This is a genomic window from Snodgrassella sp. (genome assembly GCF_024103505.1).
Taxonomy (GTDB): Bacteria; Pseudomonadota; Gammaproteobacteria; order Burkholderiales; family Neisseriaceae; genus Snodgrassella; species Snodgrassella communis.
Genome location: NZ_JAGGIJ010000001.1, coordinates 142081 through 166340, shown reverse-complemented (window position 1 = coordinate 166340; position 24260 = coordinate 142081). Strand labels below are relative to the sequence as shown.

At 43.4% G+C, this 24260-nt stretch carries 23 protein-coding genes; 10 read left to right on the top strand and 13 right to left on the bottom strand.

The genetic code is table 11. The annotated features are described in order from the left end of the window. Positions 1-53: 53 nt before the first annotated feature. The 5 genes from ygfZ to yjgA all read right to left on the bottom strand — a co-directional run bounded on the left by ygfZ (position 54) and on the right by yjgA (position 3880). Positions 54-932 (bottom strand): CAF17-like 4Fe-4S cluster assembly/insertion protein YgfZ, encoded by an 879-nt coding sequence (gene ygfZ, locus J6578_RS00775; protein WP_287953652.1) that lies wholly within the window; start codon positions 930-932, stop codon positions 54-56. A gap of 116 nt (positions 933-1048) precedes the next feature. Further along, entirely contained in the window at positions 1049-1333 is a 285-nt protein-coding gene (locus tag J6578_RS00770; RefSeq protein WP_037405617.1) for a helix-turn-helix domain-containing protein, read from the bottom strand. A 317-nt stretch (positions 1334-1650) separates the two neighbouring features. Beyond that, positions 1651-2430: a type I methionyl aminopeptidase gene (gene map / locus J6578_RS00765; RefSeq protein ID WP_093090553.1), complete on the bottom strand. Its 780-nt coding sequence runs from the start codon at positions 2428-2430 to the stop codon at positions 1651-1653. A 49-nt stretch (positions 2431-2479) separates the two neighbouring features. Next, on the bottom strand, positions 2480-3268 hold the full coding sequence (gene trpC, locus J6578_RS00760) for an indole-3-glycerol phosphate synthase TrpC (RefSeq protein WP_093090551.1): 789 nt from the start codon (positions 3266-3268) through the stop codon (positions 2480-2482). A gap of 87 nt (positions 3269-3355) precedes the next feature. Beyond that, positions 3356-3880: a ribosome biogenesis factor YjgA gene (gene yjgA / locus J6578_RS00755; protein ID WP_093090549.1), complete on the bottom strand. Its 525-nt coding sequence runs from the start codon at positions 3878-3880 to the stop codon at positions 3356-3358. Positions 3881-4021: 141 nt separating this feature from the next. Here yjgA and pmbA point away from each other — a divergent pair, with 141 nt between their 5' ends. The 3 genes from pmbA (at position 4022) to J6578_RS00740 (ending at position 7235) form a co-directional block, all read left to right on the top strand. Then, positions 4022-5353: a metalloprotease PmbA gene (gene pmbA / locus J6578_RS00750; protein ID WP_287953854.1), complete on the top strand. Its 1332-nt coding sequence runs from the start codon at positions 4022-4024 to the stop codon at positions 5351-5353. 90 nt (positions 5354-5443) lie between these two features. Further along, complete coding sequence (locus tag J6578_RS00745; RefSeq protein ID WP_093090545.1) at positions 5444-5938, top strand: disulfide bond formation protein B; 495 nt, start codon at positions 5444-5446, stop codon at positions 5936-5938. A gap of 52 nt (positions 5939-5990) precedes the next feature. Continuing rightward, positions 5991-7235, top strand: a complete 1245-nt coding sequence (locus J6578_RS00740; protein ID WP_218060180.1) for a DUF1615 domain-containing protein — start codon at positions 5991-5993, stop codon at positions 7233-7235. Between the two features lie 60 nt (positions 7236-7295). On the opposite strand, the gene J6578_RS00735 is transcribed toward J6578_RS00740, so the two are convergent. From J6578_RS00735 to J6578_RS00725, 3 genes are all read right to left on the bottom strand, one after another. Further along, positions 7296-9200, bottom strand: a complete 1905-nt coding sequence (locus J6578_RS00735; protein ID WP_093090541.1) for an ATP-binding cassette domain-containing protein — start codon at positions 9198-9200, stop codon at positions 7296-7298. A gap of 92 nt (positions 9201-9292) precedes the next feature. After that, the gene (locus J6578_RS00730) at positions 9293-9682 is read right to left on the bottom strand and encodes a type IV pilin protein (RefSeq protein WP_239364894.1); all 390 of its coding nucleotides are present in this window, start codon (positions 9680-9682) and stop codon (positions 9293-9295) included. A gap of 641 nt (positions 9683-10323) precedes the next feature. Then, the gene (locus J6578_RS00725; protein ID WP_093090537.1) at positions 10324-11637 is read right to left on the bottom strand and encodes a homoserine dehydrogenase; all 1314 of its coding nucleotides are present in this window, start codon (positions 11635-11637) and stop codon (positions 10324-10326) included. Positions 11638-11786: 149 nt separating this feature from the next. Between J6578_RS00725 and J6578_RS00720 the strand changes: the two genes are divergently transcribed. Next, entirely contained in the window at positions 11787-12167 is a 381-nt protein-coding gene (locus tag J6578_RS00720) for an Mth938-like domain-containing protein (protein WP_093090535.1), read from the top strand. A 140-nt stretch (positions 12168-12307) separates the two neighbouring features. On the opposite strand, the gene J6578_RS00715 is transcribed toward J6578_RS00720, so the two are convergent. Genes J6578_RS00715 through rlmB form a run of 3 tightly spaced genes read right to left on the bottom strand, consistent with a single transcriptional unit; the run spans position 12308 to position 14501 of the window. Beyond that, positions 12308-13261: an SPFH domain-containing protein gene (locus J6578_RS00715; RefSeq protein ID WP_037405604.1), complete on the bottom strand. Its 954-nt coding sequence runs from the start codon at positions 13259-13261 to the stop codon at positions 12308-12310. A gap of 2 nt (positions 13262-13263) precedes the next feature. Further along, the gene (locus J6578_RS00710) at positions 13264-13698 is read right to left on the bottom strand and encodes an NfeD family protein (protein ID WP_287953649.1); all 435 of its coding nucleotides are present in this window, start codon (positions 13696-13698) and stop codon (positions 13264-13266) included. A 53-nt stretch (positions 13699-13751) separates the two neighbouring features. Continuing rightward, positions 13752-14501 (bottom strand): 23S rRNA (guanosine(2251)-2'-O)-methyltransferase RlmB, encoded by a 750-nt coding sequence (gene rlmB, locus J6578_RS00705; protein WP_037405602.1) that lies wholly within the window; start codon positions 14499-14501, stop codon positions 13752-13754. A 411-nt stretch (positions 14502-14912) separates the two neighbouring features. Here rlmB and J6578_RS00700 point away from each other — a divergent pair, with 411 nt between their 5' ends. From J6578_RS00700 to J6578_RS00675, 6 genes are all read left to right on the top strand, one after another. Continuing rightward, on the top strand, positions 14913-15578 hold the full coding sequence (locus J6578_RS00700; protein ID WP_093090531.1) for a DUF421 domain-containing protein: 666 nt from the start codon (positions 14913-14915) through the stop codon (positions 15576-15578). Between the two features lie 129 nt (positions 15579-15707). After that, a complete protein-coding gene (locus J6578_RS00695) occupies positions 15708-16511 on the top strand; it encodes a squalene/phytoene synthase family protein (RefSeq protein WP_287953648.1) in 804 nt (267 codons plus the stop codon). Positions 16512-16802: 291 nt separating this feature from the next. Beyond that, positions 16803-17801, top strand: coding sequence for an ABC transporter substrate-binding protein (locus J6578_RS00690; RefSeq protein ID WP_239364888.1), 999 nt, complete (start codon positions 16803-16805; stop codon positions 17799-17801). Between the two features lie 100 nt (positions 17802-17901). Then, a complete protein-coding gene (locus J6578_RS00685; protein WP_037490821.1) occupies positions 17902-18804 on the top strand; it encodes an ABC transporter permease in 903 nt (300 codons plus the stop codon). Then, complete coding sequence (locus J6578_RS00680; protein ID WP_093090524.1) at positions 18801-19595, top strand: ABC transporter ATP-binding protein; 795 nt, start codon at positions 18801-18803, stop codon at positions 19593-19595. The genes J6578_RS00685 and J6578_RS00680 overlap by 4 nt, the downstream gene beginning before the upstream one ends. Positions 19596-19666: 71 nt before the next feature. Then, positions 19667-20236 (top strand): pseudouridine synthase, encoded by a 570-nt coding sequence (locus J6578_RS00675; RefSeq protein ID WP_287953645.1) that lies wholly within the window; start codon positions 19667-19669, stop codon positions 20234-20236. A gap of 90 nt (positions 20237-20326) precedes the next feature. Here the strand turns inward: J6578_RS00675 and J6578_RS00670 are convergent, their stop codons facing one another. After that, on the bottom strand, positions 20327-21169 hold the full coding sequence (locus J6578_RS00670) for a MetQ/NlpA family ABC transporter substrate-binding protein (protein ID WP_287953643.1): 843 nt from the start codon (positions 21167-21169) through the stop codon (positions 20327-20329). Between the two features lie 161 nt (positions 21170-21330). Further along, on the bottom strand, positions 21331-24159 hold the full coding sequence (gene uvrA, locus J6578_RS00665) for an excinuclease ABC subunit UvrA (protein WP_287952176.1): 2829 nt from the start codon (positions 24157-24159) through the stop codon (positions 21331-21333). Positions 24160-24260 lie beyond the last annotated feature (101 nt).

Here is a 24260-nt window from a genome sequence, read left to right as displayed (position 1 = left end):
ACTTGGCGGCAGTTTGTATGAAAAATATCTGCTACGGATGATTATTTGCTGTTTCAGGTATTTCCGGTAATAACTGTGGTAAAAAAGCATTTTTTTATGGTTAGGGGATGATTATTACATTGTAGTTGTGTTTCGGCTGCGCTATGTTTGATTACGGCCAGAGCTAAGGTGGCTGTTTCTTGTTGTACTTGATTGATTATGAGTCCGACTTCTTCGTTGTTGCTGTCTGTGATGGTATCGCCGGCAGTGAGTATAGCGGTTGTTTCAAGCAGAGCCAGCCCGCGTTTAACCTGACCACGATATTGAGCACGGGCAATGATTTCCTGACCGGGATAACAGCCTTTTTTGAAGTGGACAGCGCCAATCAGTTGCTGGTTGAGCATTTGTGCCACACAAGTTTCTGTGGTGGCTGCGCTGATCCATGAAATGCCACTATTGATTTGCTGTACCTGCCATGCTTTAGCTGTTTCTGTATTTAATGGTGGCAGCTGGTTGATTTTACCAATCTGTATAGTGGTGTTGTCTGGCAGGGTTATTTGCCAGATTTGGTTTATCTGGGTAGCTGATAATACATATTGGGGCACGGGTTCTGCCTGTACGGTTGTAATGGCCGGTATGCTGACAGCGACACTCCATTCATCCATACTTTGCAGTTTTACTTTGCTGCGCATGATGTAAATCTGTAGCTTTTTCTGTAATGTCTCACACAGGTCGGCTGCGGCAATGAGAATGATATCTTCGTCTCTTTTTAATACTACTATGTTGGCTATTACGCGGCCTTTGGCTGTGTTATAGGTAGCTAAACAGGCCTGACCTGCCGATAGATGGTTAATGTCGTTGGAGAGCTGATTATGCAGAAATGAGGCGCGGTCTTCGCCGCTTACCCGAATCAGTCCGAAAAAAGGCATCAAGGTAGATGCTGAGTGTGTCATGGCTACTTCCTGGTTCATTTGTTGAGTCTTATTATAAGGTTGAAATTTTAATAAACAAGATAAAAGCTCCGTCCAAATTCTGGTACGGAGCTTTGATGAGAAAGCTGGTAAGAGTGTTATTTACCTTCTGCTTTTGCTTTCAGTTGTTGATACATTTCAGGATGCTCGTTTTTAAGCAGTTCAGCTACTTCCATATTTGTGCGATTGAGTTTGCTTAATTCCAGCTGTTCTACGTGTACGAGACGTACCAGTTCACGAACAGGTTTCGGAATGTTACGACCAGCTTCATAACGGGAGCCACCAGATTGAGTAACGCCAACCTGACTCCAGAACTCAATTTGGTTTAGTCCGAGTTTTTTACGGATTTCGCGCACATTGCTGATAGGTTTAAAAGCTTTCATATTGTTATACCTTAAAAACAAGTTGTCTATGTGTTAGTAGAATTAATTAATATGATCATTCATAAACATTTAATTATTTTGGTAAGTTTAGTCATTAAAGTAATGACTAATGTTATACCAATATGCATAATTATCTATGGACTTCAATATTATCACAATAGTTTTTACATTCAACATAATATTGCAGTTGGTTTATAAAAAATATGGTGCTTTAGAATAATATTGAGTAATTCTAATCTAACCAGAATTAAAACTTTTTACCTTGAATAAGATGTTAATGCTCTTTTTTGTGTTAAGTTTTGCAATTTTTGGTCGCTTTAAGGTTTGCCTGTCAGTGGGCTGATGGTGAGAATTTCGTAACCATTTTCGGTCACCAATACTTCATGTTCCCATTGTGCAGAAAGTTTGTGGTCTTTAGTAACGACTGTCCAGCCGTCGTTAAGGATGCGCAGTTGACGTTTACCTTGGTTAACCATTGGTTCGATGGTGAATATCATGCCGGGTTGCAATTTTAAGCCGGTATGGCGACGACCATAATGCAACACTTGTGGTTCTTCGTGAAAACCTCGGCCGACACCATGTCCGCAGAATTCCTGCACCATGGAATATCCGGCATTTTCGACAACTTGCTGGCATGCATAGCCAATGTCTCCTAATGTAGCTCCCGGTTTGACTACTGAAATACCTGCCATCATGCTTTCATGGGTGATGTTGATCAGGCGGCGTGCCTGCGGACTAATTTCACCGACTGCATACATGCGGCTGGAATCGCCATGAAAACCGTCTTTGATAATGGTGACGTCGATGTTGAGGATGTCGCCATTTTTTAATGGTTTGTCATCGGGAATGCCGTGACAGATGACATGGTTAACTGAGGTACAGCAGGATTTGGGAAATGGTGGGTTACCATAACCCAGTGGTGCGGGATAGCCACCTTGAACGTTAATGTGGTAATCATGAATCAGTTTGTCGATTTCGTTGGTGGTTATACCTGGCTTGATGAACTGGCCTATGTAGTCAAGTGCTTCTGCTGCAAGCCGGCCAGCGACGCGCATCGCTGCAATTTCTTCTGCATTTTTAATAATCACGGCCATGATTTTTTCCTTTTATGATGATTAAAGTAGTTAGTTGATGTGTATGAATGCTTTAGGCATTGACGAGTATGCTCAATTCATCAGCAATGTTCTGCTTGCGCATCAGGCTTTCACCAATGAGAAAAGTGTTTACTTGATGTTGCTGCATTAGGTGAATGTCGTCTGTGGTAAAGATGCCACTTTCAGTAACCACGGTTTTGCCCGTCAGTAACGGTAGAAGTTTAATGGTTTGTTGTAAATCCACTTCGAAGTTACGCAGGTTACGGTTGTTTACGCCCCATAATTGGGTGCGCATGTTAATGCATTTTTCCAACTCTTCTTCATTGTGAATCTCAAGCAGTACTGTCATGCCCAGTTCGTGGGCAATAGCTTCATACTCATTTAGCTGGGTTTGGCTGAGTGCTGCTGCAATAAGTAAGATTGCATCCGCATTGTGCGCCCGGGATTGATAAACCTGATAGATGTCGATGATGAAATCTTTGCGTAATACAGGTAGGTTACAGGCGTTGCGGGCTGTATTCAGGTAGGCAAGGCTGCCCTGAAAATAGCTGACATCGGTGAGAACAGACATACATGCGGCACCACCTTTCTGATAGGAGCGGGCGATGTCTGCCGGTGAGAAATCGGGGCGAATCAGCCCTTTAGATGGGCTGGCCTTTTTGATTTCGGCAATGATGGCTGCTTTTCCTTGCTGATGTTTGGTATGAATGGCATCAAGAAAAGGGCGTACCGGTACTTGGTTGTAAGCCCGTGCACGTACTTCAGCTATGGATTCAGTGTTTTTGGCTGCCGCTACTTCTTTTTTTTTGGTAGCAATGATTTTATTTAAAATATCGCTCATGATGTTTCTCCAGACTCGGGCGTTGAAATTGGCTTAATCAAACAGGAGGAATGGCCGTTGTTAATTTCGGCGATAGATTCTGTTGTTTCAGGAGGGGGTATCTTCGTTGATTTCGGTTTTCAGTAATTGAAAAATTGCTCTGAATGCTTTGGGTGGTTTACCAGCTTCCTGTTCCTTACGAGCATTACGAATTAAAGTGCGCAGGGCACTAATGTCGATATGCGGATACTGGCTGATGACTTCAGTAAGGCTGCTATCATCGGCAATCAGGCGCTGGCGCAGGTTTTCTAGCCTTTGCAGGTAGGCGTTATGTGCGCTGTTCTCGCCTTTGAGGCGTGCCAGATAATCGCTGATTGGTGCGGTGTCGGTTTCACGCATCAGGCGACCGATATATTGTGCCTGTCGTTTAAGGGCACTGTTGGAGCTGATTTTTTGATAGTTTACTACTGCCTGTAATAAATCTTCGGGCAGATTCATTTTTTTTAGGGTATCAGTAGAAAGTTTGGTCAGTTCCATGCCTAGTTGTTGCAAATCGTTCATTTGCTTTTTCATCTGGGTTTTGCTTACCCATTCTTGTTCTGCAATGGTTTGGCTATCAGGCTTGCTATTCATATAGTATGTGTCACATGTGTGTCTGTATTTCAAGTGTCTATTTTAACAAAAAATCCGTATTATTTCAGTTGGCATGTATGTATCGCTGCTGCCAGTGCTTAAATCAGCATGCTAGAATGCAAGCTTCTTTGTATGAGGTTAATTATGTTTCATCACAGTGCCGAACAGTTACAACAGTTAAGTCAGCAGGCATTGCACAAAGCCATAGGACAAGGGGCAAATGCAGCTGAAATTGATATCAGTGAATCTGTTGGACAGAATGTGCAGGTGCGCCAGCAAGATGTTGAGCATATTGAATATCAGCAGGATAAATCTTTAGATGTTACTGTTTATTTGGGGCAGGCTAAAGGGCGAGCCAGTACGGCCGACTTTAATGAAAAAGCAATTGAGGAGGTAGTAACGGCGGCATTGAGTATTGCTCGCTATACTGCTCAGGACGATTGTGCTGGTTTGGCTGATGCTGCATTACTGGCAACGGAGCTGGGTGATACAGAGGTATTTTTCCCTTGGTCTTTATCTGCAGATGAAGCCATTGCTATTGCTAAGCGTACAGAACGGGCTGCACTGGATACGGATGAACGTATCAGTAATTCGGAGGGGGCAGAGGTGCAGACTGACCATTATCAATATGTATATGCCAACAGTAATGATTTTTGCGCCTATCAGCGTGGCAGCCGGCACAGTATTTCCTGTAGTGTGGTAGCGGCTGATGATGCAGGTATGCAGCGTGATTACTGGTATGATCTGGCACGTGATGCTCGTGATCTGGATACAGCCGAAACTATTGGCCAGACAGCTGCTGCACGCACGGTACGGCGTCTGAATAGTCAGTCTGTAGCTACAGGGAAATATCCGGTGATTTTCGATACTACGGTAGCTGGCAGTCTGATTGGTCATCTGGTAGGCGCGCTTAGTGGCGGTGCTTTGTACCGGCAAACCAGTTTTCTGGTAGACAGTCTAGGCAAGCAAATTTTGGCACCATGGGTGTGCCTGACTGAAAAACCGCATGTGAAAAAGGCACTGGCCAGTACTTATTTTGATGCTGAAGGTGTCGCTACTCATGAGCGTACGGTTATTGATGGCGGCCATGTAGCTGGCTATTTTTTAAGTAGCTACAGTGCGCGCAAGTTAGGTATGACTACAACTGGTAATGCTGGCGGGGTTCATAATTTATATCTGAATCATACGCATACTACTCAGGCTGAGCTATTGCAGACGATGGGTACGGGTTTGCTGGTTACAGAGTTGATGGGGCAGGGTGTGAATGGCATTACTGGTGATTATTCCCGTGGTGCGGCCGGTTTCTGGGTGGAAAACGGGGTAATTGTCTATCCGGTGGAGGGTATTACGATTGCTTCGCGTTTACAGGATATGTTTATGGCCATGGCTGGTGCAGCAGATGATGCATTAAGGCGCAGTACACATAAAGTGGGTTCTATTCTGATAGATAATATGACGGTTGCTGGTGCATAAGGCTATGACTGGCTATCGTCTGTTTTATTGTAGCCAGCTAGTAAGTGATCAGGACAGCTTTTAGTGGCAGCCAGCTTGAGAGGATTGAAAATGAGCTTTCGTAAGGCATTGTGGTGTGTGTTTTTTCTGGGTGTGCTTTGTACAGCCGGTTCATTTATCGGTCAATACATTCTGGGTATGAATCCGTGTGTATTGTGTATTGCACAAAGGCTTGCGGTAATGGCTACTACTTTACTGGCTTTTTTGTGTGCCTGTTGTCCTAATCGCAGTTGTATAGAGCGCGTGATTAATGTTGTTGTGGTGAGTGTGGCGTCAGTGGTTGGATTAGGCGTGGCGATTTATCAAATATATATTCAACATTTGCCTTTAATAGATCAGCCTTCCTGTGGCGCACCGTGGACATTCCGGCTGCGGGATGCACCATTGCTTCATTTGTACGAACCAATTATTCGTGGGACTGGCAATTGTGGAGAGGTACAGCGTATTCTGTGGGTGCCTCTGCCGATATGGAGTGCATTATTTTTTACTGTTGTATTGCTGTGGGTTTGGGTATGGTTTTGGCGCAACAGGGATGCTAGAAAATAATGCTGTACTGGATAGGTCGATGAACTGATTTGCTTCGATGAATGTGTATGGTATGAATACTGGATTTTTACTGAAAGCAGCTGGTCGGATAACGTTAGCAGGAATGTTGTTGTGGGGCTTGTCTGCCTGTAAGGAATATACAAACTGGTCTGGTGCAGATGAAAATTCGCCGGATAACAGTCAGATATTTATCCAGCCCGCTCAAATAAGCCGGCTGATACCGGCTCGGGTAGCGCAGCGGGATGCATGGGCAGCAGATATCAGTCAGATTATGGATGAGCTGAAAATCAGCAAGACACGGGAAAATGTATGTAGTGTGATTGCTGTGGTGGATCAGGAATCAAACTTTGTTGCCAATCCAACTGTTCCTGATTTGGGTAACAAGGCAATTAAAGCATTTCAGACTGAGGTACCACAAAAGTTTGTCAGACAGTTTGGTCCGGCATTAGGACCAGCAGTTTCGCGTTATTTTACTTATGTGCTGCTTAATAAACCGAGTAAGGAAAATAGTTTTCTGGTACAGATGCGCTCGGTTAAAACAGAACAGCAACTGGATTTAATTTATCGGCAGATTTTTACTTATGTTGCTAAGCAGTTTTATGCTGATTCGATTGCCAGTGCGGCAGCCAAATTTATAGGTAAGGATCTGGGAGAAGAAAATAATCCGATTACTACTATTGGCTCAATGCAGGTATCGGTGAAATATGCGCGTCAGTATCAGCGCGACCATACTTCAGTGAATGAGTTACGTGATTATATGTATACTCGTGAGGGTGGTTTATATTATGGTATTCACCGGCTGATGAAATATCCGGCTAACTATGATAATGCACAATACCGTTTTGCTGATTATAATTCAGGCATGTATTCAAGTCGCAATGCAGCTTTTCAGCAGGACATTAATAAACTGCTTAATTTGAATATGTCGCTTGATGGAGACTTGCTGCTATATGATAAGGATGATAATGCTCAATCTATGCCCAGTCAGACTGAAACAGCATTAAATCAGTTATTTGCGGATCATGGTATGGCAATGCAGCCAGAACAGATTCGGGCAGATTTGCTCCAGGAAAAACAGGCGGAATTTGAGAATACGGCTACGTATCAAAATGTGATTTCTCTGTATAAGCGCCAGTTTGGTAAAAATCCACCCTATGCAATTATGCCGCAGGTGGTAATTAGTGGGCCGAAGTTAAGTAAGGATTACAATACTAACTGGTATGCGACTAATGTTACACGCCGTTATGATACTTGTATGCGGCGGAGTGATGGTGGTAAGCACCATCGTAAAAGATAAATCCTATTTTTGAATAACAGCTAGTGGAATTAATTCACTAGCTGTTTATTTCTATGAACATCAGTTCTGGAGCTTTTGTTTTGCTTCAAGGCTTTCCCAGCGTTCAAGCTTTTCTAACAAAAGCTCTTCAATTTCGGCAATGCGTGTCTGCCATTGGGCTGCCAATTTGTAGTCTTTTTTGAAAATTTCTGGATCGGAAAGTTTTTCATTCAACTCAGTTTGTTCGGCTTCCAGTGTGGCAAGCTCATCTGGTAAATTGGCAAGTTCGCGCTGTTCATTATATGAAAGTTTATCACTGCGCCGGTTTTTGATGCGAATTTTATCGTTGCTGCTGGTATTTTTGTTTACTGTTTGTGCTGGTGCCTGCAAGCTTTGTTCACGTTTACTGGCATCAATGTAATCCTGATAGCCACCGATGTATTCTTTTAACTGACCGTTGCCATTGAATACAATAGACTGGGTAATAACATTATCCAGAAAAGTACGGTCGTGGCTGACCAGAAATACTGTGCCATTGTAATTGCGCAATAATTCTTCCAGTAATTCCTGAGTATCGATATCCAGATCGTTGGTGGGTTCATCAAGAACCAGTATGTTAGCAGGACGGGTAAATAGTTTGGCCAGTAACAGCCGGTTGCGCTCACCGCCAGAAAGTGATTTGACTTCACTGCGAACTCTGGCCGGTGAGAACAGAAATTCTTCAAGGTAGCCGATTATATGTTTGCGTTGCCCGCCAATTTCTATATAGTCGTTCCCCTCACCAATAGTATCAAAAACTGTATCGTTTTCATTCAGTGCGCTGCGAAACTGATCAAAATAGGCGACTTCCTGACGTGAGCCTAGACGGATTTTACCTGAGGTGGGTTGCAGCTCTCCTAAAATCAGCTTTAGAAATGTGGTTTTACCAACCCCGTTTGGCCCGATAAGACCAATTTTGTCTCCCCGCTGTATAACACAGGAGAAGTCATGCATGATGATGTGTTCATCATAGGCAAAGCCTGCATGTTCGATTTCGGCTATGATTTTGCCACTGGATTCACCATGATTTAAGTTAAAGCTAACTTGCCCTTGAACTTCGCGCCGAGCTGCGCGTTCGCGCCGCAATTGCTCTAGCCGTTTTACCCGTCCCTGATTGCGCGTGCGGCGGGCTTCAATACCTTTGCGAATCCAAGCTTCTTCCTGAGCATGAAATTTGTCAAACAGGCGGTTATGCTCGGCTTCTACAGCCAGTTCCTGTGCCTTTTTCTCACTATAGGCAGTAAAACTGCCCGGATAGCTGCGCAGATGTCCGCGGTCTAGTTCAACAATACGCGTGGCTACGTGATCCAGAAAACGGCGGTCGTGTGTGACCACAATCAGGCTGCCAGCGAAATTGCTCAGCAGGTTTTCCATCCATTCAATTGCTTCTATATCTAAGTGATTAGTAGGTTCATCTAATAACAGGATATCAGGTTTCTGTATCCATGCCTGTGCCAGAGCAACCCGTTTTTTCTGTCCACCGCTGAGGTTACTGATAAGTTCATTTTCTGGCAGTTTTAATTCGCTCAAGGTTTGTGCAATCAGTGCATCAAACTGCCAGCCATTACGGCTTTCCAGTTCATTCTGTAGCTCTGTTAAACGATTCAGGCTGGCTTCGTCACTAACATTCTGGCTAAGCTGATGATACTCACGCAGCAGATTTTGTAGCTCACCCAATCCTTCGGCAATGGTGTCAAAAATTGTTGCCTGCGGGTCAAAGAAGGATTCTTGTGGCACATATACTATGTTCTGATTACTCTGAATGGTTAACAGTCCATCATCTAGTTTCTGTACACCAGCCAAAATTTTCAGTAATGTGGATTTTCCCGCGCCGTTTCGACCGATAAAGCCAATTTTCTCTCCTGCTTCCATTTGCAGAGAAGCATGATCTAATAAAGGATGATGACCAACTGCAAAGCAGGCGTTATCCAGTGACAGAATACTCATGATTCAACCAGACTAAGTTTAGATGTATGTTATAAAAAGAGCACGTATTGTAACAGTTTCATTATTAAAATGTTGCTGTGGCCTTGAAATGGCTAGTCATTAAAGATTCGGCAGTTCAGGTCGGTTTGGCTGTGGCCACTGAAAAAATGCGCTTCTTCGTCACAGCGGCTGGTACTGCTTTGGCAAAGAAAGACTTTGCCGTCCTGATTAAGCTTAAGTACACGTGGTTCGGCTTCGGTATCCAGTGCTACAGCTTTGAGTGTGTAATGTTCTTCACGGGTATAGCGGGGATTACCTTGAATGCGGAAACAGAAATGCTGGTTCTGGCTGATGGGTAATGTTGGCCAGCTGTTTGCGCTTTTTTTGTAACTGATGTGCTTCTGGTAGTGTTTGGCCAGATGTTGGCTGTTTGTAAGTAAAGCAGCCTGTGCCTGCTGGAGTCTTGCCTGTAACACGTGCTGGCGGTAATAGGGGTAGGCCATAATGGCAAGTATTATGATGATCGCTAATGATATTAATAGTTGGGTCAGACTATATCCAAGAATGCTATACCGAGCTGAATGTAATTGAAACTTATTTGGTTGATGATGAAATAAGCGTGCCATTTTGGGTTGAAGATTTTATACTCATGATATTGTATTATATCAATGTAATATATTTTTGTGGGAATAGATTAAAATTTGTTTGAGGTTTAATTATTCTGGGATTGATGCAGTGATCAATGTATCAGATAGAAACAATATTTTTATTGAATTTCCAGTTATACCAAGTGCTTTGAATATCTGTTTTGTAGAATGCAAATTTTCCTGATTTGCTGTGTTTTTTATGCTTGGTTTATGAAAAATGAGTTTGTATAACTGATTTAATAAATTGATATTGCGAAATAGGTGCAAGGCTCTCAACAGGAGATTTTGAATATTATCAGCCAATAAATAAAATATTGATATTTATGTTAATTTTATATTATATATCGTTGATATTTTCTACCATCTATAAAATAGACAACCAGATAAAAATATCAGTTTAAAGTATTTGAGGTTGGATTTACTTGTGTGAATGATAAAAATAATTATGTACGGGCAATATTGCCCGTACATAACAATTATAGTTTCTGCAAAATAAATTAACGTGGATGCAAACTTTCCATTCGAATCATGGTTACTGGTGACAGTACTCGTGGTAATGCCTGAATGCGAGCTATAGATTGTTTAATTAGGCGTTCTTTGGTCGAGTGTGTCAGGATAACAATTTCGGCGGATTCTTTGTTGATAATACCTTTTTGAATCAATGCTTCTATGGATATGTTTTCTGCAGCCAAAATATTGGCAATTTCCCCCAATACTCCTGGCTCATCACAGGCGGATACGCGCAGATAGTAGCTGCTGGTAATCTCGTCCATTGGTAAAATAGAGATGTTCTGTAATGAATTTGACTGAAAAGCCAGATAAGGAACACGGTAGCTGGCTTCTGCATTCTGCAAACGGGTAACATCTATAATATCAGCCATCACGGCACTGGCAGTAGGACCGGCACCGGCACCGGCACCGTAATAAAGTGTCTGACCAATCATATCGGCCTGAACTGATACTGCATTCATTACGCCTTCTACTTTGGCCAGTAAGCGGCTTTCGGGTATAAGGGTGGGATGTACACGTAGCTCAATGCCTTCTGGAGTTTTTCGCGTGATGCCGAGTAATTTGATGCGGTAACCTAATTCTTCTGCATAGCAGATATCCAGACTTTCCAAATGGCTGATGCCTTCCAGATAACATTGGCTGAAATTAATCGGTGTACCAAACGCCAGTGCTGAGATAATGCTGAGTTTGTGGCCAGCATCATGCCCTTCAATGTCAAAGGTGGGATCAGCTTCGGCATAGCCCAATATTTGTGCCTGCTTTAATGCATCTGTAAACGTACTGCCATTGGCACGCATTTCACTCAGAATAAAATTGCTGGTGCCATTGATAATACCGGCGATAGATTCGATATGGTTGGCAGCCAATCCTTCGCGCAGTGCTTTGATAATGGGAATACCGCCTGCAACGGCCGCCTCATACATTACCATAACATTATGTTCTGCTGCTTGCTGGAAGATTTCGTTGCCGTATTCAGCCAGTAGCTTTTTGTTAGCAGTAACAATATGTTTGCCGTTTTTAATAGACTGAACTACAGCATCTTTGGCAACCGTTGTGCCACCAATCAGTTCTACTACAACGTCAACATCAGGAGCGTTGACTACATCGAATATATCATCACTGATGAGTGTGTTATGTCCACATATTTCGCGGGTGCGCTCAATATTACGGCTGGCTGCCCGGGTAATAATCAGCTCACGCCCAAGTCTGCGGGTGATTTCATCTGCATTATTCTGTAACAGCTTGACGGTGCCACCACCAACTGTGCCAACGCCTAGCAAACCAATGCGTAGAGGCTGCATTTGTACTCCTTCAATTAGACCTATTTAATTGTATGATTTCCTAATACTTGCAATTTTACGCTAATCTACTATGCTAGCTGAAATTAGCTTTTTTGACTACTACTGTTACTGTTATATTAGATTGTGTAGAGACGTATAAGGAATATTTGATGCAGATTGATGAAATCCACGATAAACAGGGTTTATGGATTGAGGAGTTTGATACTGGCAAAATTACAATAAATGGCCAGCAATATGTCGGGCCAGTGTGTATTACAGCAACAGAAGTAATACCTTTGGATAAAAATACTGCTGAAGAGTTAACTATTGAAGATTTTTCTCAGGCTATAGAGGAGAAACCGGAAGTTATTCTGATTGGAACGGGCAGTAAACATGTGTTTATTCACCCACGTTTAACCGTACAACTGGTTGAGAAAAATATAGGTGTAGAAAGTATGAATACGGCAGCTGCATGTCGTACTTTTATGGTATTGCGCAGTGAAGGCCGCAATGTCTGGGCCTGGTTATGGCCATTAACTGCGGAATCATAGTATTTACTAGAATGATCTAGTAAATCAGTGCTGGATTGCTTATCGGACAGGATAAGCTATATTAAATTAATTTTTCTAAAAAAATTCAGGCTACAGGTTAATTTAGACCAGCAGCCTGAATGTATGTATGACCCGGAAAATTATTTAGCTATATTATTGTTCTGGCCTTTAATAATGCTCATGCCGGCACTAACTAAGCTGCCGATATCGGCTACGTTGGCGGGCATAATCAAGGTATTATTGGTTTTTGCTAATTTGGCAAAAGCATCGACATATTGTTCAGCCACTTTCAGATTAACTGCTTCTGTACCACCTGGTTCTTTAACGGCGGCGGCAACTTGGCGGATTGCATCCGCGGTGGCCTGAGCTACTAGACGAAGGGCTTCAGCCTCCCCTTCAGCGCGATTGATTTGTGCAATTTTGGCACCCTGAGATTCATTAATAGATGCCTGTGCTTCCCCTTGAGATTTTTGAATTTCGGCCTCACGCTGACCAGCTGCCAGATTAATCTGCTCTTGTTTAATCCCTTCAGACTGAGCAATACGCGCACGTTTTTCCCGTTCGGCGGTGATTTGTGCCTGCATTGAACGTAAGATTTCCTGTGGTGGTACTAAATCCTTAATTTCGTAACGCAGAACTTTCACGCCCCATGAAACGGCTGCTTCATCCAGAGAGGCAACCACTGTTTGGTTGATGTCATCACGTTCTTCAAAGGTTTTATCCAGCTCCATGCGACCGATTACGGAGCGCAGGGTAGTTTGTGCCAACTGCGTGATGGCCACGACAAAGTTGCTGGAGCCATAGGAAGCAAGTTTAGGATCAGTTACCTGAAAATAGATGATACCATCCACTGTGAGTTGCGTATTGTCACGGGTGATACATACTTGGCTGGGTACATCCAGCGGAATTTCTTTTAAAGTATGTTTATAGGCTACGCGGTCGATAATTGGGATGATGAAATTCAAACCAGCTACCATGGTTGCATGATAGCGGCCTAAGCGTTCGACAATGTAGACTTCCTGCTGAGGTACAACTTTAAATGCCATGCTGATAAAGACAACGATAGCAGCGAGCAAAAGAAAGGATAAAATCATGGTTATTCCTGACAAGTCGTGGATATTTGAGAAGTAAGGTTTAAGATATTGCCGTTGTGACTGATGATTTGAGCGTTGTCACCAGTTTTGGCTGTGGTAGGCTGGATAAAACGTGCCTGCCATGTGGTGCCACGATAGTGTACCTGCCATAAGCCGTTGGCTAGTGGTTTAGTTAGCACTACAGTTTGGCCGTAATCTGGGTTATCACTTGCCTTGGCTTTGTTTTCACGCGGATGATTCTGTTGCCACAGACGTACAATGATGATGCCTGCAATGGAAAAAACCGTAGCAATTACCGCATTAATATTATTACTGGTTTGCAGCAGCCACTCAGCTAAGCCAGCGCTGAGTAATGAGGCGCTGATTACCAGAAGATAAAAGGTACCGCTGAACATTTCCAATACAAATAGTATCAGGGCAACAATGAACCAAATCATTTGCATCTCCTTAATCTGGTAATGGTTATCAGGGATAAATATTTATTACAATTTCAGCCATTGCTGTCTAGTATCCGCTGCCTACGCGTTTCACTCAGGACAATTCCTGTACTTACGGAAACATTCAGGCTTTCAACGGTTCCGAACATGGGAATGGAGACTAGTGTGTCACAGAGGTCACGAGTTAAACGGCGCATTCCGCTTCCTTCCGCACCCATTACCCAAGCTACTGCTTTGGGCGCTGTAAAGTGGTATAAATCATCACTGCCTTGCATGTCAGTGCCAATAATCCAGATACCATGCTGTTTCAGCTCCCGGATGGTGCGAGCCAGATTGGTAACGGTAATATAGGGTACAGTTTCGGCTGCGCCACAGGCTACTTTACTTACTGTGGCATTCAGGCCGGCACTTTTGTCTTTTGGGGCAATAACCGCATGCACGCCCATAACATCTGCTACACGCAGGCAGGCACCGAGATTATGCGGGTCGGTAATGCCATCGAGAATGAGCAATAATGGTGGCTCATTCAGGTTTTCGAGTACATCTTCAATATCTACATGCTGTTTTGATGCATCAATAAATCCAACTACACCCTGATGGCGTGCGTGTTTGCTTAGGATATCAAGGCGTGCCTGATCTGCAACGATGACACGCACATTTTCTGTTTCAGCCTTGCTTAATACATCCCGCATGCGAGCATCATGTTTACCCTCAAGTACATAAAGCTCAATAATGCTAGCGGGGTTTTGCCATAAACGGGCATTAACTGCATGAAAACCAATGATGAGGCGCTGATTTGACATGGATGTTTAATTTAATATGTAAAGAAGTCAATTATAGCTGAAATCAGTGTATCAATCTGGTTACACTTTATTTGTCATTTTATTTGTATGGCAAGGTGATGTCTATCATTTTTATTTACTGCTGAAACAGGCAGGAGGATAAGAAGTTTGAAATGATATGTCTGCCACTAGATAGGTTATGAAACAAAACTCTATATATACTTATGATAAGTGTAGAAATATTGAGTAAAAAAATATATTTTTATCAAAAAATTAAAATAATATTAGATTAAATTTATATAAAAGTTTTACATGTTATTTTGTATTCATACTGTATCAGTATAGTTGGGAATTAAGCTTGTATGGGGGAAGGAGCCTTGGTCAGCATTTGTTGGCTGGGTGTTTAACTTTGAAATACAGTTAGGATTTCTTATGGAATACTATTTATGGGTACTGGCCAAGTTTCTTATTGGCTTTCTGATTGTGATTCTGCATTTGAATTTTACGGGTAAAACTCAATTGAATCAGATGACACCGGTAGACTTTATCGGTAACTTTGTACTCGGCGGAATTATCGGTGGGGTTATTTATAATGAGGATATTCCGATTCATCAATATATTTTTGTGTTGTTAATTGGTGTTGGTCTGATTTCTCTCTTAAACTGGATCTGTAAACATGTGAGTTTTTTCAGGATGTTTGCCATTGGCGAACCGATTCCCATTATGAAAGACGGGCGCTTTTTAATGGACAATATTCTGCGCAAAAAAAATAAAATTGATATTTTGAATGTAGCTTCGCTTTTACATGCACAGGGAATTACCTCTTTTCAGGAAGTCAGTTATGCGCAGATTGAGCCAAGTGGTTCATTAACTGTGCTCACTGACAAGGGCAAATATCCTTCATTGATTTTATTTAAAGATGGCGAAGCTCGTAAAACGGAACTGGAGCGAATAAATAAAGATGAAAAGTGGCTGGAGCAAAAAATACAGCAGCACCATTTATCTGAAAATGATTTATTCCTGATTGAGTTCTGGGAAGGTCGGCTAAATTTCATTCTGCGTTCAGGTGAGGTGAAAAAAGATACGCTGAAAAGTTAAATTTCTGTGTATAGATATTGCTGGGGAACAGCCACGACAGGTTACAATAGCTGTTTAAATTAAAAATAGTTTATTGCTGTGCAGCCACTTGAATATTGTTATCAGAAAATATGCCATAGCAAAAGTGCTATGGCATTTCGTTTTCCTTTTCTTTGTCGTTCACGGCGTCAGGCACTGATGGTGCTATATGCTTTGCAACAGGAGTTGCAGGAAGTGGTGCATGATTGTACAGACGCCACTGTGGCGCTAACTACACTTAACTGGTGGCAACAGCAGATACACGAGCTTTATTCTGCTAAAGCCATGCCGTCACATCCACTGATGCAGGCTCTGCAACCGCTTATTGCAGAATATGCTTTGCCACAGTCTGAGTTGCTGGCCTTGATTAAAGCGCATTTTACGGAACTGACTGAGGCTAGATTTCAGGATAGGAGTCAGTTACATCAGTATGCGTTTCAGGCCGGTATGGTTACAGGATGTTTGGGTAGCAGGATATTGGGGTTTACTGAACAACAAACTTTGGAATTTGCCGGAAAAGTTGGTGCATTATGCCAACTTGTAAAACTGTTTTCGCAAATTGGTGCAGATGCACGGCAGGGACGGCTTTATATTCCAGTAGCGATGTTACAGGAATTTAATGTGCCGGCTCATGTGGTATTAAATGGACGCGGTAGTGCAGAATTTACGGCTTTATTAAATACATGGTTAGATGAGTTAAAAAAACAGTTTAAAACAGTGATGACGTTGTTACCAGCAGTAGATAAAGGTCGTCAGGGTGCCAGTCTGGCCATGCTGAAGATTGCTTCTGCATTGCTCAGGGAGATTGAGCAGGATGGGGTGGCTAATGTTTTGCGCTATCAGTTAATTGTGCCGCGCCCGCGACAGCAGCGGTTGTGCTGGCAAATCTGGCTATGTAATTTCCTGCCGCTGTAGTAAGCAGGCTGAAATTCAGCTTGCTTGTTCTGGGAAGAAAAGTGATATGTGGCAAGGATTGTTGGTTATGAGCATTATTTTAACAATTTTGTCTGGTATTTGGCATTTTATTGCTTCAAAATATACAATTTGGCATTTTGTTTCGGGGTAAAACCGTTTATTTAAATAATTTTAATTACGTATTCAGGCTGTTTTTTGTATAATTTAAGCCATCATTTGCTTATTTAAGTAGGTGTAAGCAAATTTATTGCTAAAATTGCTTCAAAATAATCTTGTGCTGAGGAATCCAATATGCTTGGAGCGAAAAAAAAATTACTGATTCTGGGTTTATCTGCTGTCTGTTTGCTTACAGCTTGTTCGCCATCGGAACAGGGCAGCAAATCCAGTGATAATGGTATGAAAAAAGTGGCGATTACGGCAATAGTAGAGCACCCGGCACTGGATGCAGTGCGTCAGGGAGTGATAGATGAGCTACGTGCTGAAGGCTATGAGCAGGGAAAAAACCTGCAACTGGATTTCCAAAGTGCACAGGGCAATACAGCTACAGCTGGACAGATTGCCAAAAAATTTGCCGGCAGTAATCCGGATGCGATTGTCACTATTGGTACACCTAGTGCGCAATCTATGGTTGCGGCAACCCGTAAAATACCGGTGGTATTTGCTGCGGTAACCGATCCGGTGGCAGCGAAGCTGGTTGCCAACTGGGAGCCGAGTAAAACTAATGTAACCGGTGTGTCTGATGAACTACCGTTGCAACCACAGATTGATTTGATGAAACAGGTGGTACCCAATCTGAAAACTGTTGGCTATGTGTATAGTCCGGGTGAAGTTAATTCGACGGTAGTTTTAGGACAATTGCAGACTTTATTGGCTAAAGACGGTATTAATGTGGCAGCGGTTCCGGCGCAGCGCACGACTGATGTGCCGATTGCTACAAAAAGCCTACAGGGTAAGGCAAACTTGATTTATACTTCACTGGACAATAATGTGGTTTCTGCCTATGAATCCATGTTCAAGGTTGCCAAGAACATGAAAATGCCGCTGGTAGCGTCAGATACTGGTTCAGTAAAACGCGGGGCGGCTGTGGCTATGGGCGTAAATTATCATGAGCTTGGTGTGGCTACCGGGAAGATTGTAGGGCGGATTCTGAAAGGTGAACAGGCAGGCAATATTGCACCGCAACGTATGTCTGTCGAGCAACTGGATTTAATGGTGAGTAAATCAAATGCCGCAGAACAGGGTATTACTTTATCACCAGAGCTACTCAAGCAAGCTACCGTGATCGATTAGGATAACCGGTTTTCAAACTGAATACCGTGACATCGGCAGGCTGATTCAGGCTTTGCCGATGTTGTTTTTATTTTCAACTACAATTTATTAATTGGATGATATGTCTTCTATAGCTTTATTTGGTGCTTTAGAAAGCGGGCTGATATATGCCCTTGTTGCTCTGGGGGTGCTGATTTCATTTCGTATTCTGGATTTTCCCGATTTAACTGCTGATGGCAGTTTTCCACTGGGTGGAGCGGTATTTGCAGTCTGCGTGACTCATGGAATTAATCCGTGGCTGGCTACAGCACTTGGTGGCGCCGCCGGTGCCTGTGCTGGTCTGATGACTGCATGGTTGCATGTTTCTTTGAAAATCATGCAGCTTTTAGCCAGCATTCTGGTGATGGTGGCCTTATATTCTGTGAACCTGCGTATTATGGGCGCACCTAATCTGCCCTTATTGGATCAGCCCAGTGTCTTCACGCCGTTTTTCAATGCTGATTTCAGCAATCAGTATTGGGTACAGCCACTGGTGATATTCGGTTTTGTGTTGATAGCTAAGTTGTTTCTGGACTGGTTTTTTGCCACTGAAATAGGTTTATCAATGCGTGCTACCGGCGTAAATGCTCGCATGGCACGTGCACAAGGGGTAAATACTGCGCGGATTCTGCTGTTAGGCATGGCAATGTCTAATGCATTCATTGCTATGGCCGGCGCTTTATTTGTGCAGACGCAGGGTGGTGCTGACATTTCTATTGGTATCGGTACGATTGTTGTTGGTCTGGCGGCAGTGATTATTGGTGAAACATTAATTCCTGGTAAGCGTTTTTTTGTAATTACGCTAGCTGTGATTGTCGGAGCTGTACTGTATCGTGCGTTTATTGCACTGGCTTTGGGGAGCGATACGCTGCAACATATTGGTTTTGGACCACAGGATTTGAATCTGGTAACGGCCATTCTGGTGGTGTTGGCATTGCGTTTGCCTGCAATCAAAAGTTATTTTAAAAGGAAATTAAAAGCATGATGCGCGCAGATGATTTACGCCTGACATTCAATGCAGGAACGCCTATTGAAAATCCAGCTTTGCGTGGCATGAGTTTGAATATTGCTGAGGGTGAATTTGTTACTGTTATCGGTAGCAATGGTGCCGGCAAATCAACCTTTCTCAATGCTATCAGTGGTGATATTCTGATAGATTCTGGCAGTATTACCATTAATAATAAAGATGTGACCAATGAACCGGCTTATAAACGCGCACCGTTGGTGGCTCGGGTATTTCAGGATCCGCTTGCCGGTACCTGTGAAGCACTGACCATAGAAGAAAATATGGCTTTAGCACTCAGGCGCGGGAGCAGACGCGGTTTACGCGCGGCGATTAAACGCCAGTACCGTGAACTGTTTCGGGAAAAGCTGGCTATGCTCAATCTGGGGCTGGAAAATCGCCTGAGTGACAGGATTGGTCTGCTTTCTGGTGGGCAGCGGCAAGCTGTTAGTCTGCTAATGGCTTCATTACAGGGTTCCAAAATTCTGTTACTGGACGAACATACTGCTGCACTTGACCCGAAAACAGCCGCTTTTGTACTTGAGCTGACAGATCGGATTGTAAGTGAAAACAAGCTAACGGCAATGATGGTAACTCATTCAATGCAGCAGGCTTTGGATCATGGTTCGCGTACTGTTATGCTGCATCAGGGGCGGGTAGTTCTGGATGTGGCCGGTGATAAGCGTACCGGTATGAATGTCTCAGATCTGTTAAAAATGTTTGAACATACTCAGGGTGAAAAAGTAACTGATGATGCTTTATTGCTGAGTTAATTCTGTGTATTGTTGTTTAATTAGGCTGTCAAAAGTATTTTTGGCAGCCTGATTTGTTGAATGGATAAATAATGTTTGTGCCTGAATTGATTGTTCTGAATAAACCGTATGGGGTGATTTGTCAGTTCAGTCCCCATGAAAAATATCCTACTCTGAAGCAATATGTGCCTTTACCGGATGTTTATCCTGCCGGCCGGTTGGATACAGATAGTGAGGGTTTATTATTGTTAACAGCAAACGGAAGTTTGCAGGCAAAGATTGCTCATCCGAAATACAAGTTGGTGAAAACTTATTGGGCACAGGTAGAGGGGAAGCCTGATGCGGAACGCTTGCAGCAACTGGCGCGGGGCGTAGATTTGGGCGATTTTGTTACAGCTCCGGCACAGGTGAGTGTGGTGAGTTCTGCGGATAGTGAGCGCCTGTGGCCACGTGTACCGCCAATCCGCACTCGCAAGACAGTAACAGATTTCTGGCTGCAAATTCGCATCAGTGAAGGTAAAAACAGGCAGGTGCGGCGCATGTGTGCCAGAGTTGGTTGGCCATGCCTACGTCTGGTACGGGTTGGTATTGGACGGTTAAATGTTTTTTCTCTGGATTTACCTTTAGGACACTGGCAAGCGCTTAATCCGCGCGATTTGTAATGAGTTATCGATGTTTTTCCAGATGTAAAATATAACCCTTACGCCAGTAGGCATAAGGGTTATATTTATTGATCAGTAATATACAATTAATCAGAAAGCCGGAATAATTGCGCCCTGATATTTTTCTTCAATAAATTTTTTCACTTCAGGCGAAGTCATAGCCTGTTTCAATTTTTGAATTGCTTCACGATGTTCATCACCAGTGCGTACAACCAGAATGTTTGCATATGGTGAATCTTTTTCCTCAATAAACAAAGCATCTTTCGTCGGTACCAGTTTGGCTTCCAGTGCAAAATTGGTATTAATGACAGCTAAAGTGGCATCATTTAAAGTACGTGGCAACTGTGGCGCATCTATCGGGGTAATTTTCAGGTGTTTCGGATTGTCTACAATATCGCGTACTGTAGCACTGATTCCTGTATCAGCTTTTAATTTGATTAAGCCAGCTTTTTGCAGCAGTAATAAGGCACGGCCACCATTGGATACATCATTGGGGATGGTGACCAAACCGCCATCGGGAACTTCACCGAGAGATTTAACCTTATTAGAGTAAACGCCCATTGGTTCTACATGAATATTGACAACTGGTGTTAATTGCATTTTATGCTTTTGCACAAAATTATCCAAATAAGGTTTATGCTGGGTAAAGTTGGCGTCTACATCTTTTTCAGCCAGAGCAATATTCGGGCGCACATAATCTGTCATTTGCACAATCTGTAAATCGATGCCTTCTTTTTGCAACAGTGATTTGGCTACTTGAAGAATTTCAGCATGAGGTACGGGGGACGCTGCTACTTTAAGTACCGTTTCTGTAGTTGAAGCAGGAGTGCTGGTGGTGCTTGCCGTTGGCGCAGATTCATCTTTCTGGCTGCATGCAGTGAGTACGGTGCTAATTGCGGCCACAGATAGTAATGCAAATAACAATTTTTTCATATTTAACCTTAATTAAGATAAACAATAAAATATACTGTTTAACATAACACAAAATACATGTTGCTTGTATTTTTTACATATGGGTATGCTGCGGTTAATCAGCGAAGTAGCCACTTGTAACCAAAAATTGTCTGGCTGTACCAGCCAGACAAGATGAAAGATTATTTGCCCAGCATTGGTTTCAGATATTTACCAGTATAGCTTTTGCGGTTAGCGGCCACTTCTTCAGGTGTACCCTCTGCAATAATGGTACCACCACCATCACCACCTTCCGGTCCAAGGTCAACAATATAGTCGGCTGTTTTGATTACGTCCAGATTATGTTCGATAATAACGATACTGTTGCCTTTACCTTTCAGGCGCTGGATAACTTCCAGTAACAGGGCAATGTCGGCAAAGTGCAAACCGGTAGTGGGTTCATCCAGTATGTATAGAGTACGACCTGTATCGCGTTTGGATAATTCCAGTGCCAGCTTAACACGCTGAGCTTCACCGCCGGACAAGGTAGTAGCTGACTGACCCAGACGTACATAGCCCAGCCCTACATCCAGTAAGGTTTGTAGTTTGCGTTTTACCGTTGGTACTGCATCAAAGAAGCTACAGGCTTCTTCAACAGTCATTTCCAGAATTTCACTGATGTTTTTACCTTTGTATTGGATTTCCAGTGTTTCGCGATTATAACGTTTACCATGACAAACTTCGCAGGGAACATAGATATCAGGCAAAAAATGCATTTCGACCTTGATTACGCCATCGCCCTGACAGGCTTCACAGCGTCCACCCTTCACGTTAAATGAAAACCGCCCAACACTGTAACCGCGCTCTCGTGACAGCGGTACGCCAGCAAACAGTTCGCGGATTGGGGTGAACAAACCGGTATAGGTAGCAGGGTTGGAACGCGGCGTACGACCAATAGGCGACTGATCGACATTAATTACTTTGTCCAGTTCTTCTAATCCCTGAATATTTTCATACGGTGCCGGATCTTCACTGGCACGATTCAGTTCACGTGCTGCAATTTTTGCCAAAGTATCGTTTATCAGAGTGGATTTACCACTGCCGGAGACGCCGGTGATACAGGTAATCAACCCAAGCGGTAATGTCAAAGTAACGTTTTTGAGATTATTGCCGCTGGCTCCACTTAATACCAATAAGCGTTTTTTGTCTACAGGAGTGCGTTGTGCTGGTATGCTAATGGATTTTTTGCCACTGAGATACTGGCCGGTTATTGATTCTTTGCAGCTGGCAACCTGTTTGGGTGGAGCTGCTACAATCACGTGGCCACCGTGTTCACCGGCTCCCGGGCCCATATCGACAACAAAATCTGCAGCACGAATGGCATCTTCATCATGTTCCACCACGATCACGCTGTTGCCTAGATCGCGCAGGTGTTTCAATGTATCCAGTAAGCGGTCATTATCGCGCTGATGCAGGCCTATAGAGGGTTCGTCCAGTACGTACATCACGCCGGTCAGACCGGAACCAATTTGACTAGCCAGACGGATACGCTGTGCTTCTCCCCCAGACAAAGTTTCTGCACTACGCGCCAGACACAGATAGTTAAGACCAACATTAATCAGGAAACCAAGCCTTTCATTGATTTCCTTGAGAATTTTTTCGGCAATTTGTTTTTTGTTACCATCCAGATTCAGATTCTGGAAAAAATCCAGTGTAATTGTGAGCGGCCATGCGTTTACTTCTTGTAATGGCTTACCGCCCACATAAACGTAACGCGCTTCAGTCCGTAGACGTGCGCCACCACAGGTCGGGCAGGCACGATGGCTCTGGTATTGGGCTAATTCTTCACGCACCGTGGCAGAATCAGTTTCCCGATAGCGCCGTTCCAGATTGGGCAAAATACCTTCAAAAGGATGGCTGCGGGTAAATTTAGTACCTCGTTCCGATAGATAAGTAAATTCAATCTGTTCTTTGCCGGAACCATGCAGCACAATATTCCGAATTTTTTCTTTTAGCTGGTTAAAGGGAGTGTCAACGTCAAAGTCAAAATGATTAGCCAATGACTGAATCATCTGGAAGTAAAAGGTATTGCGTTTATCCCAGCCCTTAATGGCACCGGCGGCCAGAGATAAATCCGGATGCATAACCACGCGCTCAGGGTCGAAATAATTCATGCTGCCCAGTCCGTCACAACTGGGGCAGGCACCGACTGGATTATTGAAGCTGAACAGTCGCGGTTCCAGTTCCTGTAGGCTGTATGAGCATACAGGGCAGGCAAAGCGGGCAGAAAACCAATGTTCTTCTTTACTGTCCATTTCTATGGCCAGTGCACGTTCATTGCCAAGGCGCAGCGCGGTTTCAAAACTTTCAGCCAGACGCTGTTTAATATCAGCGCGTACTTTTACTCTGTCGATGACTACATCAATATCATGCTTGATGTTTTTCTGTAACTTGGGTATTTCTTCAATCGCATATACTTCTCCATCAACCCGTACTCGGGCAAAACCCTGTACCTGCAAATCAGCGAAGTAGTCTATGAATTCACCTTTGCGTCCTCGCACGGCCGGTGCCAGAATCATTACCCTCGTATCTTCCGGCAAAGCCAGAATATGATCTACCATCTGTGAAACAGTTTGACTGGAAAGTGGCAGATTGTGTTCCGGACAATATGGCGTACCTACCCGAGCATACAGTAAGCGGAGATAGTCGTGAATTTCAGTTACTGTGCCTACAGTAGAGCGGGGGTTGTGACTAGTTGCTTTCTGTTCAATGGAAATAGCCGGAGACAGACCTTCAATTAAATCGACATCAGGTTTTTCCATCATTTGCAGAAACTGACGGGCATAGGCCGACAGGCTTTCAACGTAACGTCGTTGTCCTTCTGCGTATAAAGTATCAAAAGCCAGAGAAGATTTACCACTGCCTGATAAACCGGTAATAACTACCAGTTGATGGCGGGGAATGTCCAGATCTATATTTTTAAGATTATGTGTACGTGCACCGCGAATATGAATCGTGTCGTTATCTGACATAATGCCTTGCCCGAGCTAATGAAATGAGATAATTGGCTTTAATCAAATTGCAGTTTATTAAAACCATCCGGTATTATACCCATTTCAAAACGCCAATTTAA

What these genes read in the sequence shown, in the direction of transcription:
- J6578_RS00695 (WP_287953648.1), top strand. Translation starts at nt 15,708, where the DNA reads ATGGCATTTCGTTTTCCTTTTCTTTGTCGTTCACGGCGTCAGGCACTG.
- J6578_RS00735 (WP_093090541.1), bottom strand. Translation starts at nt 9,200, where the DNA reads ATGAGTATTCTGTCACTGGATAACGCCTGCTTTGCAGTTGGTCATCAT.
- J6578_RS00675 (WP_287953645.1), top strand. Translation starts at nt 19,667, where the DNA reads ATGTTTGTGCCTGAATTGATTGTTCTGAATAAACCGTATGGGGTGATT.
- yjgA (WP_093090549.1), bottom strand. Translation starts at nt 3,880, where the DNA reads ATGAATAGCAAGCCTGATAGCCAAACCATTGCAGAACAAGAATGGGTA.
- J6578_RS00745 (WP_093090545.1), top strand. Translation starts at nt 5,444, where the DNA reads ATGAGCTTTCGTAAGGCATTGTGGTGTGTGTTTTTTCTGGGTGTGCTT.
- J6578_RS00740 (WP_218060180.1), top strand. Translation starts at nt 5,991, where the DNA reads ATGAATACTGGATTTTTACTGAAAGCAGCTGGTCGGATAACGTTAGCA.
- ygfZ (WP_287953652.1), bottom strand. Translation starts at nt 932, where the DNA reads ATGACACACTCAGCATCTACCTTGATGCCTTTTTTCGGACTGATTCGG.
- J6578_RS00720 (WP_093090535.1), top strand. Translation starts at nt 11,787, where the DNA reads ATGCAGATTGATGAAATCCACGATAAACAGGGTTTATGGATTGAGGAG.
- J6578_RS00770 (WP_037405617.1), bottom strand. Translation starts at nt 1,333, where the DNA reads ATGAAAGCTTTTAAACCTATCAGCAATGTGCGCGAAATCCGTAAAAAA.
- J6578_RS00700 (WP_093090531.1), top strand. Translation starts at nt 14,913, where the DNA reads ATGGAATACTATTTATGGGTACTGGCCAAGTTTCTTATTGGCTTTCTG.
- J6578_RS00685 (WP_037490821.1), top strand. Translation starts at nt 17,902, where the DNA reads ATGTCTTCTATAGCTTTATTTGGTGCTTTAGAAAGCGGGCTGATATAT.
- J6578_RS00710 (WP_287953649.1), bottom strand. Translation starts at nt 13,698, where the DNA reads ATGATTTGGTTCATTGTTGCCCTGATACTATTTGTATTGGAAATGTTC.
- J6578_RS00715 (WP_037405604.1), bottom strand. Translation starts at nt 13,261, where the DNA reads ATGATTTTATCCTTTCTTTTGCTCGCTGCTATCGTTGTCTTTATCAGC.
- J6578_RS00680 (WP_093090524.1), top strand. Translation starts at nt 18,801, where the DNA reads ATGATGCGCGCAGATGATTTACGCCTGACATTCAATGCAGGAACGCCT.
- J6578_RS00670 (WP_287953643.1), bottom strand. Translation starts at nt 21,169, where the DNA reads ATGAAAAAATTGTTATTTGCATTACTATCTGTGGCCGCAATTAGCACC.
- trpC (WP_093090551.1), bottom strand. Translation starts at nt 3,268, where the DNA reads ATGAGCGATATTTTAAATAAAATCATTGCTACCAAAAAAAAAGAAGTA.
- J6578_RS00690 (WP_239364888.1), top strand. Translation starts at nt 16,803, where the DNA reads ATGCTTGGAGCGAAAAAAAAATTACTGATTCTGGGTTTATCTGCTGTC.
- rlmB (WP_037405602.1), bottom strand. Translation starts at nt 14,501, where the DNA reads ATGTCAAATCAGCGCCTCATCATTGGTTTTCATGCAGTTAATGCCCGT.
- J6578_RS00730 (WP_239364894.1), bottom strand. Translation starts at nt 9,682, where the DNA reads ATGGCCTACCCCTATTACCGCCAGCACGTGTTACAGGCAAGACTCCAG.
- J6578_RS00725 (WP_093090537.1), bottom strand. Translation starts at nt 11,637, where the DNA reads ATGCAGCCTCTACGCATTGGTTTGCTAGGCGTTGGCACAGTTGGTGGT.
- uvrA (WP_287952176.1), bottom strand. Translation starts at nt 24,159, where the DNA reads ATGTCAGATAACGACACGATTCATATTCGCGGTGCACGTACACATAAT.